We start from the raw sequence: 13,800 nt of genomic DNA, 5'->3' as shown, positions 1-13,800 counted from the left end.
AATCGGACCAATCCAGCCAAGGTTGATGTGTCAGCTATGTCTCCGAACACCCGTCAGTGATCTGTCCGGGCTAAACACGGTGTGGCCGGGAAGGATCCGGATCAGGAAGCCTCCGGCATAGCCGCCGATCATGGCGCCGAGCAGCATCGCCAAGGTCTCCGGCCACCGCACTGCTCCCTGAAAGACAAAGATCAATGTGGCAGCGAGCGACACGCAGGTCGCGAGCAGGTTCTTCAACGCCTTGATCGCCCTGATGTCGTTGGGCTCCGTGATCGACAGCACCGCGGTGAGGATGACGCCTAATCCGGCACCGAAGAACCCTCCATAGACGCACGCCAATCCCAGGATAGCACCGCTCGCGCCGGTCGACGACAGCGCTGCGGCCCTCTCGCACCCGATGGTCCATCCCTGGATCTGCGGCGCGAAGGCAAACAACAGCGTTGCAAATGCGATCAGAGCCGGCACCGGCAGGACGAACAGCCGTTCTGCAAGCAGCAACAGGATGCCAGCACCGATTGTGCCGCTGAGCGCGGCGATCACGACGAAGCTGATCGTGCGCCGCGTCGGCGGCGGCAGCTTGCCGCGATCGGCGAGCGCGGCGATCAAATGCCCCGGCGAGATCGCCACCGCGTTCGACGCGTTGGCGATGACAGCCGGCAGGCCCGCCGCGAGCATCGCCGGAAAGGTGATGAGCGTCGCGCCGCCCGCCAGTGCATTGATGATGCCTCCGGTGACCCCGGCCGCCAGCAACAGAAGACTTGTCTGGGTATCCATCCTTCACCCTCGTGAGGGTGAGCAGGCTAGCGGGCGGCGCGCCAATCGGTCTGGAACGTCTGTGACGTCGGTTCAGCCGCGCCAGTAGACGCCCGGCGTCGTGCCGAAGGTGCGGCGGAACAGCCGGGTGAGGTGGCTCTGGTCGGAAAAGCCCGCATCGGCCGCGGCTGCTGCGATCGGCTCGCCCGCGCGCAGCAATTGCCGGGCAAGATTGAGGCGGGCCAGCAGGCGGAAGGTATGCGGCGGGATGCCGAGCTCGCGGCTGACCATGCGGCTGAACCCTTCGCGGCTTCGCCCGAAGCCGGCGGCAATCGCTCCGATCGGCGCGACGCTCTCGGTCAGCGCGATGCCGAGCATCGTCCTGTCGGCGCACCCGGCGGGGTGGGATGGCGCGCGCGACAGGATGTCGTCGGCGATCTCGCCGACGTGCCTAGGCGAGATCTCGTCGAGGTTCCGCCAACGCTGCCCGAAGCGGATGATCCGCACCGACGAGCAGACGCGGCCGGCAGGAACGTAGGCGTTCAGGCAGACCGTTTCCTCGTCCGACATCGTCATCGGCGCATGCAGCATTCCCGCCGGAATGAGCGCGGCATGGCCGGCTGGCACAGTGACGGTCGCGCCGCCGATGCGAAAGGCGCGCGACCCCGACAGCACCAGCACGATCTGGTTCTCGTCGTGGAAGTGCGGCTTGAGGCAAAGCGAGCCGGCGCCGCGCCACAATGCCAGCTCGACGATGCCGTCACTGTCCGCTCGCCGATAATTCCAGGTATTGGTCATGGCGAACGGAGTGATCACGGAGGTCTTCAAGCGATCGGGCAGGTGAGCCCGGAACGCTAGCACAGGGATCGCCGACCGTCAGGAGGGCTTCACCCCTGCGCAACCGAAACGATCGGCGAGGCCGTTCGCATGGTCGCCATTGCGATGAGGGCGGCGACGAGGTTGGCGGCTGCACTGATCGCCACCGGAATGAAGTAGCTGTGGCTGATGTCGTAGGCGAAGCCGGCGGCGCTCGGGCCGAGCAGCGTGCCAACAGCGACGCTGCTGTAGAGGATGCCGATGATGCCGCCGACATTGCGGCCGCCGAAATGGTCGGTGACCACAGCGGGCAGGATCGCGACCCAGCCGCCATAGAACAGGCCGAACAGCAGCGCGAAGACCGTGAGTGACCAGAAGGTGCCGGCGATCGCCCAGATCGCCAGCGAGACGGCCATGCCGAGATACATCGCGACCAGGAATGCATCGCGGCCGACCCGGTCGGCGATGCCGCCGAGGAAGAAGCGGCCGGCGGTGCTGCCGACCCCGATCATCCCGAGCAGCAGCACGGCAAGCGTCGGCGCGACTTGATGATCGACCGCGAAGGGCACGAGGTGCACGAACGGCACGAACACCCCGAACGCGCTGATCAGGCAGGCGGCATAGAGCCCGGCGAAGCGGGCGGTCCGCACCGCGCCGCGGATCGAGACGCCCTGGCGGAGCGGCGCGCCCGAAACCGTCTCGAGCGGATCGCCGTCCGGTCCGGTGCCGTAGCGGCGCGGATCGTCCGCGATCAGTAGCGATGCACCGATCCCGGCGACGGCGGCGACAACGCCCAGCACGACATAGGCATCGCGCCAGCCGAGGCTCGTGATCAGCCAGGTCGCGAGCGGCGGCATCACCAGGGTGCCGACCCCGATCCCGCTGACGGCGAGGCCCGACGCAAAACCGCGCCGCCTGACGAACCAGCGCTGCACGGCGCCCAAGGTCGGAACGTAGGCGCAGCCGACGCCGGCGCCGATCCCGATGCTGTAGGCGGCGTAGACCTGGAGGATGGTCTGCGCCTGTCCCGCCAGCACCATGCCGAGACCGACCAGCGCCATTCCGAGGCCAGCGAGCCTGCGCGCGCCCCAGCGATCGGCAAGCGGACCGGAGATCATCCCCAGGCCGAAATACAGGAAGCCCGCGAAGGAGAACACCAGCGACACCGAGCCGCGCGAGGCGCCGAACTCCCGCTGCAGGGACTCGACGAAGGACGAGAACGTGTAGGCGCTGCCGAACCCGATCAGCGTCACGACGAAGGCGGCTGCGACCACATACCAGCCGTAGAACGGCTTGGCGCGTTGATAACCGGCATGCATCGCGGCATTCCTCATGATCGTTCTCCCTGTGCCGCGCGACCGCCGGCCACGCTCGGCGGGTAGAGCAGCATCTGCGTGCAGCGAAACAGCGCGATGGTCTTGCCTGTGGCCTCGCTGCGGATCTCGGCGTCCCACACCTGGGTGGTGCGCCCGGCGTGAACGAGGCGCGCCTCGCAGCTCAAATCGCCTTCGCGCGCGGCGCCGATGAAGTTGGTCTTCAACTCTCCGGTGGCGAAGCCGATGGCGCCATCCGGCAACGACGCGAGGCAGCCGAACCCGCATGCGGTATCGGCCAATGCGACGATGCTTGCGCCGTGCAGCAGCCCGTGCGGCGAGAAGTGCTTCGCGGCAATCTCGAAGCGGCCGCGGATGTGGCCGCGTCCGGCTTCGAGCCATTGAAAGTCCAGGAGGCCGGGCAGGCTGCCGGCTTGCGACGCGTTGATGCGCTCGACGAGCGAGCTGGTCTGGCCGCCTGCAGCGATCTCGCGGAGGCCGAGCTTGTTTGCGACCTCGGTCATGGCCTGGCTCCATCAAGAAAATGGGGCCGTCGGGAGCGGGAAAGACGGTTAGAAAACCTAAGGTCCATGGCTCGACTTTCTCTGTGTTGACGCGGCTTTCAGCATTGGATTAAGCTGATAGAGCGCCCGGAAGGCCGAGTTGGCAAACCAGATTTGCTGGGCAATTCAGATTAGAAAATCTAAATCATGGAGAGCAGGCTTCCACCCCTTAACGCGCTCAAGGCGTTCGAATCCGCCGCTCGCCATCTCTCGGTGAAGCTCGCGGCCGAGGAGCTATGCGTGACGCCAGGTGCGGTCAGCCAGATGCTCAAGACGCTCGAAGCCGATCTCGGCGTGAAGCTGTTCGAGCGAGTGCCGCGCGGCATCTATCTCACCGACGCCGGCCGCGACTATCTGCCGTCGATCCGCAACGCGTTTCGCCAGATCGCGGATGCCTCGCGCCGCGTCGCGGCTTCCGTCGATGTCGGTACGCTGACGGTGAGCGTCACGCCGTTCTTTGCGTCGGCCTGGCTGGTGCCCCGCATGGCCTCGTTTCAGGGCGCGCATCCCGAGATCGATCTGCAGATCGTCACCAGCAACACGGTGGTCGATTTCTCGCGCAGCGGCGTCGACGTCGCGGTGCGCCACGGCCTTGGCCGCTATCCGGGGCTGCGCAGCGACCGCGTCGTCACCGTGGAGATGGTGGCGGTCGCATCGCCGTCGCTGGTGGCGCGCCTCGGGCGACCGGCATCTCCTGGCGCGCTCGCAAGCTGGCCGCAGGTGCATGACGCCGATCGCAAGGGATGGAGCCTGTGGTTTCAGGCCAACGGCATCGCGGAGGTTCGCACGCCGCGCGGACCCTCGTTCGATGACAGCGGCCTTCTGCTGAAGTCCGTGCTGACGGGGCAGGGCGCGGGCCTGCTGCCGGCCGCGATGGTGGCAAATGAGATCGCGAGCGGTGAACTGATCCAGCTGCTCGAGACCGCGCATCTGGAGGAGTTCGCGTACTATCTCGTCTGTCCCGACAACCGGCAGTCGCCTCCGAAGATCGCGGCGTTCAGGGAATGGATCCTGGGACCGGAGGCTCAGTCGGCGGCGGAGCACTAAAGCGCGACGAGATTATGTCAGGTCGAGCAACGGACTCTGCTTCACCTCGCCCCGTGTGCGGGGAGAGGTCGGATCGCATGGAGCGAAGCGCAATGTGATCCGGGTGAGGGGGAGCCTCCGCAAACGCAGCTATCATAGGATACGCGGATGCAGCCCCTCACCCCAACCCTCTCCCCGTAAGAACGGGGAGAGGGAGCACAGCGGCAGTGGGCGGCTTACCGATAGAACGCGTTGGGCGGCACGCCAAAATGCTTGCGGAACATCGCGGTGAAGGCGCTCTGGCTGGCATAGCCGGCATCGAGCGCGACATCGACCACGCGCGCGCCGCGCGCGAGGCGTTCGAGCGCGAACAGCAAGCGCGCCTGCTGACGCCATTCGCCGAACGTCATGCCGGTCTCCCTGGCGAACAGACGATGGATGGTCTTCGACGTCAGCTTCAGCCGGCGTGCCCATTGCTCGGCTGTGGAGCCATCGTCCGGGCGGGCCACCAGCGCGGAGCAGACCCGTGCGAGCCTTTCGTCGCGCGGCATCGGCAGGTGCAGCGGCAGCACATCGACTTCGCGCAACTGGTCGAGCAGCACGCGCATCAGGCGCTCGTCGGAGGTCGCGGGCGCATAGTCCAGCGGGACGCGCATCGCGGCGACGAACAATTCGCGCAGCAGCGGCGAGACCGCGAACACGCAGCTGGCCTGCGGCAGATTGGGAGCCGCGTTGGCGTCCACGAACACGGTGCGGATCTTGACCGCGCCGCACATCCGGACCTCGTGCTCGAGATCGGCCACGAGCCACACCGCGCGATTGGGCGGTACCACCCAGGTGCCTTCAGTGCAGCGCACGACCATCACGCCTTCGATCGCGTAGAGCAGCTGGCCGCGCGGATGCGTGTGCAGGCCGGTCGACGCGCCGCTCGGATAGTCGATCTCCATCGCCGCCATCGGCCGCGCCGTGGCGTGATAGTCGAGGTGCCGTGTGATCAGCTCGTCCAGCTCGTCCAACACGTCTTCATCTCGCATGTCCCAATCTCGCTAGGTTAGGTCAGTCTAGCGTGAGACGGACTTGGGCGCGACAGGTAGTTGCTGGTGTGATCTTCACCAACGCGCTGCCGGGTCATGTTCAAGTCAAAAGCTGCACTTCTCTATCCCTTCGTTGCCATCGTGCTGTGGGCAGGCAACGTCATCGTCTCTCGCCTCTCGGCGCATACGATCGGTCCGCAGGCGATCACCTTCTATCGCCTGCTGGTCGCCGTGCTGCTGATGTCTCCATTCGTGGCGCGCGGCGCCTGGCGCAATCGCCGTGCGATCTGGCCGCATCTTGGTCCGCTCGCGATCCTCGGCTTCCTTGCGATGTGCCTGTTCCAGAGCCTGTCGTATCTGGCGGCCGAGACTACCACCGCGACCAACATGGCGGTGTTCACCGCGCTGACGCCGCTCTTGACGGTCGCCCTCAGTGCCGCGCTGCTCGGCGAACCGCCGACGCTTGGCATGATCTGCGGCGCGCCGCTGTCATTTGCGGGCCTCGTCTATCTCGTCAGCGGCGGCGACTTGTCGTCGCTGTTGCAGAACGGCGTGCATGCGGGCGACACGCTGATGCTGCTGGCCGCGATCGTCTATGCGCTGTACGGCGTGCTGCTGAAACGCTGGAATCTGCCAATCACTGGATGGCAATCCACCTACATGCAGGCGCTGTGCGCGCTGGCCGTGATGTTTCCCGCCTTCCTCGCGACGCCGGCGCCGCTGCGGCAGGTCAACGCCGAAACCTGGCCGCTGATCGTCTATGCCGGCGCGCTGGCCTCGGTCGTGCTGCCGTTTCTCTGGATCCGCGGCGTCGCGCAGCTCGGCCCGAACCGCTGCGCGATCTTCATGAACCTGCTGCCGGTGCTGACGGCCGCGGCCGCGATCGTGATGCTGGGTGAGCCGGTCAGGCCATTCCACGTCATCGGCGGCGGCCTCGCGCTGCTCGGCGTCGCCTGCGCGCAGGCCTTGCCGCGGCCGGTCAAGACGGCCTGCGATTCGCGATAACCCGCAAGTCATGGATTGGCGATCTCGCTGTTTTGATCGCATGTGAGAGGCCAGGGCAGAATAGGGCGCTACGCTCGGCGATCACCTGTTCGGTGAGACGGAGTGATCACGATGCGTGTTGCCTTGCGCGTATGCTTACGTATTTCCCTGGTCCTGACGTTGCCGCTTGTGCTCCTGTCGAGCCTGGCTGCCGACGCCGCAACTGCGCATCACAGGCGCGTGCGGCAGCATTTCATCATCCGCCCAAGCGAGCAGATGGCTCCTCCGAGCTCGTACCGATATCCGGGCTTTGGCCCGATCCCGCCGGGCGAGAACCGGAACCTCGATCCATCCGCCCGCGGCAGCGGCTGATGTCGGTCAGCGCCCGCACTGATGCTTCATCGCATCGGTCGCTCTGCCAGCGTACAGGAAGTTGGTCAAAGATCGAGCTATGCGGCGTCGGTGACCAATTTGTGCTGAGATCTCTCGGCGACGCGCTTTTCGAGTGTGGCAATCGTTCCCTTGAGATTGGCGTGCCGCTCATTGAGCGACCTTGCCAAAATCGGATACCTCGCGTCCGATCGGTCGTAAATTCCCGCGCGCGCTTCTTCGGTCGCGATATCGGCTTCGATCTGCTGGCAGGCCAGGATGAGATCGGACAGCATCTTGCTGACCGTCGACTCTCGTCCGCCACGTCCGCGAGCTGTCTCAAAACGATGATGCATGTTCATTTGCGTGCTCCGAATGTCTGAGTTCGGCACATCGAGAACAGCGGCGCCGAACTATTGACGGATACATCGCAAGTTGCCTGCCAGTCGCAGGTCCGTAGGAATACGGTCGGGGGCGGTCCGGCGCGGGGTATGCCACCGGGTGACGACGTCTGGTAGATCTCGCTGACTAGTCTCGCCGCCAAGCCGGAACGCAAGCACCTAGCGTGACACGCTTGAAGTCTCGCGCGGCGTCCTGATCTCCTGCCTGTTCGGCAAACCTAACCGCTGCTTCCATGTCCTGAGCGGCGGACGCGCTGTCGCAGAATTGGCTGCGAATTTCAGCCCGGTATCTATATGCCCTGTAGTTCATCGGGTTGTACTGAAGCGCAAGGTTGTAGCTATTTTGTTCCTCAGTGGCGCCTCGGCGGGCTTCATCCGACTGACTGCCGAAGTTGGTTTGGCGATTGAGTGTCTGGAGTGTCCCGAGCTCCGTGTAACGCAGAGACATCGCACCGAGACTGGCAGGAAGTGCTTCACCCGACGGCGTCGATCGCTCAGCAGGTTGAGGCATGCCCGTATCTTTGCCTGCGCGGGCAAGACATCGCGACATTCCTTGTCAACCACACGCCACTCGTCCCGCGAATGTAGTGTCGGCGGCGTCTGCGCAGCAGGCAGAACGAGAACCAGCGCGAAACAGATCGCTAACCTGAGACCGCGACTTGGGCCATCCATTTATTTCTTCGCCTTCAGCCCGATCTCGACCAGCCGGCGGATACTTCGTGCGGGCGTCTTGATCATTTGATGCCAAATAATCAAGCCGAGGGAAAGCTGAGTTCATAGTGGGACTTAAAAGTGAGGCCGTTCGTGACTGGGAAAGACCGAACGGCCCCAGCCGGCCCGTAGTGCCAAAATGGAAGAAATAGGCCGGCGCTCCAGCTACGGAGTCGCCGGACAATGGTTTCACCGATGTCAATTGACGTTGCTACCGTACGACCCTCGGACGCGGCCGATTGCTATGAGCGCGCAGGGTCGGCTTGACGGCAGGTCGTCAAAACAAACGCCGCCTTGCTGCATTGCCACTCGCTGCCGAGCGCAGCGCTTGAGACCGGCCGCGGGGCAGCAACGATCGCCAGCGCAACAACCATGCAAGCCAGCGAAGTTGCGACGACGAGCCTGCCTGCTTTGGATGGGAAGCGCTGTCGCAGCCAGAAGCCAACGTCGGCGGATCGGCGAAGCTGGGCGTTACGCAGAACCTGGTCGAGATCCTGGAATTGGATGCCACTGTCTTGCTGCATGGCCTTACCCCGGAAATGTTCAGGTGAAAGAAAACAATGCAAGGATCGTGGGCGCGGTTTGTTGCGCGCTCGCTTCGCGGCGCCGGGAATGATGTTTCATTCACGCGGAGGTGACGACCGGTCCAGGCCAGGGGCCGGCATTTGGCTCGTCAGCTTCATGCACTATGATCTGGGACTTCGACCTGGAGCAGAAAACCCTGCAACCCCTCGACAACCCGTTCGGCACGAGGTTGTCACCCATGTCTTAGGTACGATCCGTTACCCATGTCTCCGGGCTGGACAACAATGAGTATGGCGGAGACGGAGGGATTCGAACCCTCGATAGGCCTTTACAAGCCTATAACGGTTTAGCAAACCGCCGCCTTCAGCCACTCGGCCACGTCTCCAATGGCGCCGATATGCCCGAGAGGGCGCTGAGCCGCAAGCGGCAGATTCAGATTGCGCCAAGGTGATTTAAGGGCAGCTCGGCCGCCGGCCGTCCCCGAGCCTTTGATATAACGCGCCGATCGGCAGGCGTCGAAGCGCGTCGATGCTTAAAATGCAAGTTATAACAATAGATTAGCGTGATACTGGATTGAGGCTGGAAGCTTCGGTCGCCAAGCCTGTTGAAAACCGGTCGCGCCGGCTCATTCCACGCTGGCGCCGCGGCGCAAATCGGCCTCGATCTGCAATTTGGTGCCGCCGCCGAACCGGGCGCGGTAGACCTGCAGGTTTTCCATGATCCGCTGGACGTAGTTCCGCGTCTCCGAGAACGGAATCAGCTCGACCCAGTCGACCGCGTCGACCTTGGGATCGCGCGGATCGCCATAGCGCTCGATCCACTTCCGCACGCTGCCGCGGCCGGCATTGTAGGCGGCGAAGGTCAGGATATAGGAGCCGCGATAGTCCTCGAGCAAGCCGCCGAGCTCGGCGGCGCCGAGCATCGCGTTGTAGACCGGATCGGTCTTCATCCGGTTGAGGTCGAAGCCGATGCCGGCGCGCTTGCAGACGTAACGTCCGGCGTCCGGCGTCACCTGCATCAGGCCGTAGGCCTGGGCCGGCGACACCACCGCCGGATTGAACGCACTCTCCTGGCGCGCGATCGCGTAGACGACGCTCTGCTCGACCTCCGGCCCGACCTGGCGGAACGACGGAATGCCGTTGACCGGATAGGCGTAGTGGTCGAACGGCAGTCCGCGGTTGAGCGCGGCCTTGCCCATCAGCAGCATGCCGCGGGCATCGCCGTGGCGCCCGGTGAGCTCGCCGAGGCCGGCGAGGGCCTCCGGATCGCCATTGTCGCCCATGTCGCCGAAGATCGGGATCGCGAGCTCGCGCGCGTCGATTTCGTAGAGCAGCGCCGCCGCGCGCACGATCTCCAGCCGCTCGGCGCCGCGGCCGCGCGGCGCGCTGTTCAGCTCGATCTGCGGCAGGCCGAGCTTGGCACGCGCGAGCTGGCCGTAATAGCTGGTGGACTGCTCGGCCGCGCGTCCGTACGCGGCGCGCGCCTCCTGGCCGCGGCCTGCGGCTTCCGCGGCGCGGCCCTGCCAATAGCCGGCACGCGCGAGCGCCGTCGGGTTGGCGCTGCCGACGCCGATCCGCGCGAAATGCTGGGCGGCGAGGGCGGGATCGTTGAGGAAGCGCAGCGCGATCCAGCCCGAGGTGAATTCCTGCTCGGTCTTGTAGATGTCGCGGGCCGGCAGCGCCGCGTCGCGCGCGATCAGATAGGCGGTGCGAAACTCGTTGGTGTCGATCATCTTGCGCGCCAGCAGCCGGCGCTCGATCCACCATTCGTCGACATTGTAGAGGCGGGAGGCTTCCTTCGGTGCGCTCAGCATCAGCCGCGCGGCCTCGGCGAATTTCTCCTCGCGGCGGAGCAACTGGATCCTGGCGAACAAATAGCCGGTGTCGCCGGAGAGCTCGCTCGGCACGGCTTCCAGCAGCGCGCGCAGGTTCGAACCCTTGCGGGTGGCGGCGATGCGTGCCTTCGCGAGCGCCACGTAGCCGGAGCCAAGGCGCTTGGCTTCGCGCATGCCGGCGGCCTCGTTGTCGGTGCCGTACAGCATGGTGTCCATGCGTGCCTTGTGGTCGCCGGCAGTCAGCAGCGAGCCGAACAGGTCGAGCGCGGTGTTTTCGGTGTCCTCGCTCATTCCGTCGTTGCGCCAGGCCTCGCGGACCAGGCGCTCGGCATTGCCGCGGTCGCCGCGTCCGATCATCACCTTGGCGAGCGCGAGCCGGCCCTTGGCCGAGACCGGCGATTCATTCTGGAACCAGGTCCAGACCACGGAGTCGTCGCGGCGGTCGTCCCACAATGAGGCCTCGATGCGGCGGCGCAGGAAGGTCTGCGACGGCCAGCTCGGATTGGCATCGAGGAAGGCGCGGTAGCGCTCGACCGAGGCGCCGTTGTCCTCGCTGCGCAGGATCAGCCATTCGGCAAGCTTGCGCGCGACCGGATCGGAGATCGAGGCTTCGGCCTCGGTGGCGTCCGCCGGCTTGCGCTTGCGCAGCAGCTCGACGACGCTTGCAAGCGCTTCCTTGTCCGACTGCGACGTCGAGGATGTCGCGGCTACGGCCGCAGGCAGCACCGGCTTGCGCGCGATCGGTGCGGCATGCTGGCGGGTTGCCGGAACCAGCGCGGGCGCGGGCACCGACCTGTTCGACACAGTTCCCGTTGCAACCGGAGCGGCGGGCTTGGCCGCGGTGGTCTTGGATGTGTTGGTCTTGGACGTGGTGCCCTTGGATTCCGTGGGCTTCGGAGCCGTTGCCTTGTGAGCTTCGGTCTTGGCAGGAGCGGCCTTGGCCCCGTCTGTCTTGACCGCGCCGGACTTGGACGACGTTGTCTTGTGAGCCTCGGTCTTGTGAGCGTCAGTCTTGGCTGTGCTGGTCTTGGCTGCGTCAGTTTTGGCCGCGTCAGTCTTGGCGGCGCCGGGTTTGGTTGCCGTTGGCTTTGAAGCCGCCGCCTTCGGTGCCGTGGACTTCGGCGTGGTCTTGGAGGCGGCGCTCTTGGAGGCCGTGTCTTGGGCAGCCGGCTTTGCAGTTGGAGCATCCTCGGCGGCCCAGGCATCTGCCGTGATGGCGGCAAGGCCGACAACGAGCGCCAGGCTCGTCGCCAGCGCCGTCGACCGCAATGTGCCTGCGCGAACGGAACGGATCACAGAAGTCCTCTGCGGCCCCGAATCATCTGGTCGTTTGGGCCATGGGTTCTTATTTGATTGAAAACGTACACAAAATACTAAGAAGCCTGCCGGTGCGGCTGTTTGCGCCAGCACAACGGCAAAATCGCGGCTGGAAACGATTTCGCGCGCCGCAGATTACCGTTGGGAATAGGTACGGTACGGCCCTTTCGCCTGTCGGCCAGACCCGATATGAATTGCCTTTCATGGCGTTTCGCAACAACCGGGTGCCGGTCGCACGGACGTGAAGCGCGCCAACAACAAAGGTCCGTCGACCTAGCCTTTAGCCTGAAGCGTTTGGAGGAAGTCTATGGCAGCCAAGACAAAATTCCGGGGATCATTCACTGCCTTGGTGACGCCCTTCAAAAACGGCTCGGTGGACGAAGCGGCGTTCCGCAGCCTCGTGAACTGGCAGATCGCCGAGGGCACTCACGGCCTGGTGCCGGTCGGCACCACAGGCGAGAGCCCGACGCTGAGCCACGACGAGCACAAGCGGGTGGTCGAATGGTGCATCGAGGAGGCCAAGGGCCGGGTGCCCGTGATCGCCGGCGCCGGCTCGAATTCGACCAAGGAGGCGATCGAGCTCGCCGAGCACGCCGAGAAGGCCGGCGCCACCGCGGTGCTGGTCGTGACGCCGTACTACAACAAGCCGACCCAGGAAGGCATGTATCAGCACTTCAAGGCAATCAACGATGCGATCGGCATTCCGATCATCATCTACAACATCCCGCCGCGCTCGGTGATCGACATGTCGGTCGACACCATGAAGCGGCTGTTCGAGCTGAAGAACATCGCCGGCGTCAAGGACGCCACCGCGAGCATGGTGCGGGTCTCGCAGCAGCGCGCCGCGATGGGCGAGGATTTCAACCAGCTCTCCGGCGAGGACGCCACCATCATCGGCTACATGGCCCATGGCGGCCACGGCTGCATCTCGGTGACCTCGAACGTCGCGCCGCGGCTGTGCTCGGAGTTCCAGATCGCCTGGCAGAAGGGCGACGTCACCACGGCACTGAAGATCCATGACAAGCTGATGCCGCTGCACACCAACCTGTTCATCGAGAGCAATCCGGCGCCGGTGAAGTACGCGATGTCGCTGCTCGGCAAGCTGGACGAGAAGCTGCGCCTGCCGATGGTGCCGGTCACCGAAGCGACCCGCCAGGCGGTCCGCAGCGCCATGGTGCATGCCGGCCTGATCAACTGAGCCGGACCGCTGCCGCCGCGACCAGTGCCGTGCACAATGTCGAACAGAAGGGGATGGGCATGCTGAAGGAATTCCGCGAGTTCGCCATGAAGGGCAATGTCGTCGACCTCGCCGTCGCCGTCATCATCGGTGCAGCCTTCGGCGCGATCGTCACCTCGCTGGTCGGCGACATCATCATGCCGATCATCGGCGCGATCACGGGCGGACTCGACTTCTCCAACTATTTCACCGGGCTTTCCAAGGCCGTGAACGCGACCAACCTCGCCGACGCCAAGAAGCAGGGCGCGGTGCTGGCCTGGGGCAGCTTCCTGACGCTGACGCTCAACTTCCTGATCGTCGCCTTCGTGCTGTTCATGGTTGTCCGCTTCATGAATCAGTTCAAACGCAAGGATGAGGCCAAGTCCGCCGAGCCGCCGAAGCCGTCCGACGAAGTCGTGCTGCTGACGGAAATCCGCGACCTCCTCAAGAAGAGCTAAAGTGGCCGAGAAGAACGAACGTCCCATCAAGGTCGTTGCCGAGAACCGAAAGGCCCGCTTCAACTACGCGATCGAGGACACGATCGAGGCCGGCATTTCGCTGACCGGCACCGAGGTGAAATCAATCCGCAGCGGCAAGAGCACGATCGCGGAATCCTATGCGGATTCCAAGAACGGCGAGCTGTGGCTGATCAACGCCAATATCCCCGAATATCTGCAGGCCAACCGTTTCAACCACGAGCCGAAGCGGCCTCGGAAGCTGCTGCTGCATCGCAAGCAGATCAACAAGCTGCTCGGAGCGGTCGACCGCGAGGGCATGACGCTCATTCCGCTGAAGCTGTACTTCAACGAGCGCGGCCGTGCCAAACTGCTGCTCGCGGTCGCCAAGGGCAAGAAGCTGCACGACAAGCGCGAGACCGTGAAGAAGCGTGACTGGGGCCGCGAGAAGGGTCGCCTGATGCGAGCGCGCGGGTAGGGCGG

General features: G+C 64.8%; 13 protein-coding genes and 1 tRNA gene. 5 read left to right on the top strand and 9 right to left on the bottom strand.

What is annotated here, in order from left to right; genetic code table 11:
• Positions 1-30 precede the first annotated feature (30 nt).
• From PMN64_RS15380 to PMN64_RS15365, 4 genes are all read right to left on the bottom strand, one after another.
• A complete protein-coding gene (locus PMN64_RS15380; protein WP_411781231.1) occupies positions 31-774 on the bottom strand; it encodes a sulfite exporter TauE/SafE family protein in 744 nt (247 codons plus the stop codon).
• 72 nt (positions 775-846) lie between these two features.
• On the bottom strand, positions 847-1,569 hold the full coding sequence (locus PMN64_RS15375) for an AraC family transcriptional regulator (RefSeq protein ID WP_304495646.1): 723 nt from the start codon (positions 1,567-1,569) through the stop codon (positions 847-849).
• 71 nt (positions 1,570-1,640) lie between these two features.
• A complete protein-coding gene (locus PMN64_RS15370) occupies positions 1,641-2,903 on the bottom strand; it encodes an MFS transporter (protein ID WP_411781230.1) in 1,263 nt (420 codons plus the stop codon).
• A complete protein-coding gene (locus PMN64_RS15365) occupies positions 2,900-3,406 on the bottom strand; it encodes a PaaI family thioesterase (protein WP_304495644.1) in 507 nt (168 codons plus the stop codon). Before PMN64_RS15365 ends, PMN64_RS15370 begins: the two co-directional genes overlap by 4 nt.
• Before the next feature lie 186 nt (positions 3,407-3,592).
• Between PMN64_RS15365 and gcvA the strand changes: the two genes are divergently transcribed.
• Entirely contained in the window at positions 3,593-4,492 is a 900-nt protein-coding gene (gene gcvA, locus PMN64_RS15360; protein WP_304495643.1) for a transcriptional regulator GcvA, read from the top strand.
• A gap of 215 nt (positions 4,493-4,707) precedes the next feature.
• On the opposite strand, the gene PMN64_RS15355 is transcribed toward gcvA, so the two are convergent.
• On the bottom strand, positions 4,708-5,505 hold the full coding sequence (locus tag PMN64_RS15355; protein ID WP_411781229.1) for an AraC family transcriptional regulator: 798 nt from the start codon (positions 5,503-5,505) through the stop codon (positions 4,708-4,710).
• Positions 5,506-5,601: 96 nt separating this feature from the next.
• On the opposite strand from PMN64_RS15355, the gene PMN64_RS15350 reads away from it, so the two are divergent.
• Positions 5,602-6,510, top strand: a complete 909-nt coding sequence (locus PMN64_RS15350; protein ID WP_411781228.1) for a DMT family transporter — start codon at positions 5,602-5,604, stop codon at positions 6,508-6,510.
• Between the two features lie 428 nt (positions 6,511-6,938).
• Here the strand turns inward: PMN64_RS15350 and PMN64_RS15345 are convergent, their stop codons facing one another.
• The 4 genes from PMN64_RS15345 to PMN64_RS15330 all read right to left on the bottom strand — a co-directional run bounded on the left by PMN64_RS15345 (position 6,939) and on the right by PMN64_RS15330 (position 11,625).
• The gene (locus PMN64_RS15345) at positions 6,939-7,220 is read right to left on the bottom strand and encodes a hypothetical protein (RefSeq protein ID WP_304495640.1); all 282 of its coding nucleotides are present in this window, start codon (positions 7,218-7,220) and stop codon (positions 6,939-6,941) included.
• A 992-nt stretch (positions 7,221-8,212) separates the two neighbouring features.
• A complete protein-coding gene (locus PMN64_RS15340; protein ID WP_304495638.1) occupies positions 8,213-8,494 on the bottom strand; it encodes a hypothetical protein in 282 nt (93 codons plus the stop codon).
• Between the two features lie 292 nt (positions 8,495-8,786).
• Positions 8,787-8,880, bottom strand: a tRNA-Ser gene (locus PMN64_RS15335).
• Positions 8,881-9,120: 240 nt separating this feature from the next.
• Positions 9,121-11,625 carry a transglycosylase SLT domain-containing protein gene (locus PMN64_RS15330; RefSeq protein ID WP_411781227.1) on the bottom strand — a complete coding sequence of 835 codons (2,505 nt, stop codon included), beginning with the start codon at positions 11,623-11,625 and terminating at the stop codon, positions 9,121-9,123.
• A gap of 328 nt (positions 11,626-11,953) precedes the next feature.
• Here PMN64_RS15330 and dapA point away from each other — a divergent pair, with 328 nt between their 5' ends.
• Genes dapA through smpB form a run of 3 tightly spaced genes read left to right on the top strand, consistent with a single transcriptional unit; the run spans position 11,954 to position 13,795 of the window.
• The gene (gene dapA / locus PMN64_RS15325) at positions 11,954-12,844 is read left to right on the top strand and encodes a 4-hydroxy-tetrahydrodipicolinate synthase (RefSeq protein WP_028340985.1); all 891 of its coding nucleotides are present in this window, start codon (positions 11,954-11,956) and stop codon (positions 12,842-12,844) included.
• A gap of 59 nt (positions 12,845-12,903) precedes the next feature.
• Positions 12,904-13,320 carry a large conductance mechanosensitive channel protein MscL gene (gene mscL, locus PMN64_RS15320; RefSeq protein ID WP_411781233.1) on the top strand — a complete coding sequence of 139 codons (417 nt, stop codon included), beginning with the start codon at positions 12,904-12,906 and terminating at the stop codon, positions 13,318-13,320.
• A gap of 1 nt (position 13,321) precedes the next feature.
• Entirely contained in the window at positions 13,322-13,795 is a 474-nt protein-coding gene (gene smpB, locus PMN64_RS15315; protein WP_016843999.1) for an SsrA-binding protein SmpB, read from the top strand.
• Positions 13,796-13,800 lie beyond the last annotated feature (5 nt).

Source organism: Bradyrhizobium sp. UFLA01-814 (assembly GCF_046718885.1).
Lineage (GTDB): Bacteria > Pseudomonadota > Alphaproteobacteria > Rhizobiales > Xanthobacteraceae > Bradyrhizobium > Bradyrhizobium elkanii.
Note: the sequence above shows the minus strand (reverse complement) of the source record. Positions and strands in the feature narration are given on the sequence as shown.

Excerpts from the sequence above, each read along its gene's own strand:
- PMN64_RS15340 (WP_304495638.1), bottom strand. The coding sequence starts at position 8,494 with ATGCAGCAAGACAGTGGCATCCAATTCCAGGATCTCGACCAGGTTCTG.
- PMN64_RS15355 (WP_411781229.1), bottom strand. The coding sequence starts at position 5,505 with ATGCGAGATGAAGACGTGTTGGACGAGCTGGACGAGCTGATCACACGG.
- PMN64_RS15350 (WP_411781228.1), top strand. The coding sequence starts at position 5,602 with ATGTTCAAGTCAAAAGCTGCACTTCTCTATCCCTTCGTTGCCATCGTG.
- PMN64_RS15365 (WP_304495644.1), bottom strand. The coding sequence starts at position 3,406 with ATGACCGAGGTCGCAAACAAGCTCGGCCTCCGCGAGATCGCTGCAGGC.
- PMN64_RS15345 (WP_304495640.1), bottom strand. The coding sequence starts at position 7,220 with ATGAACATGCATCATCGTTTTGAGACAGCTCGCGGACGTGGCGGACGA.
- PMN64_RS15380 (WP_411781231.1), bottom strand. The coding sequence starts at position 774 with ATGGATACCCAGACAAGTCTTCTGTTGCTGGCGGCCGGGGTCACCGGA.
- PMN64_RS15370 (WP_411781230.1), bottom strand. The coding sequence starts at position 2,903 with ATGAGGAATGCCGCGATGCATGCCGGTTATCAACGCGCCAAGCCGTTC.
- gcvA (WP_304495643.1), top strand. The coding sequence starts at position 3,593 with ATGGAGAGCAGGCTTCCACCCCTTAACGCGCTCAAGGCGTTCGAATCC.
- dapA (WP_028340985.1), top strand. The coding sequence starts at position 11,954 with ATGGCAGCCAAGACAAAATTCCGGGGATCATTCACTGCCTTGGTGACG.
- mscL (WP_411781233.1), top strand. The coding sequence starts at position 12,904 with ATGCTGAAGGAATTCCGCGAGTTCGCCATGAAGGGCAATGTCGTCGAC.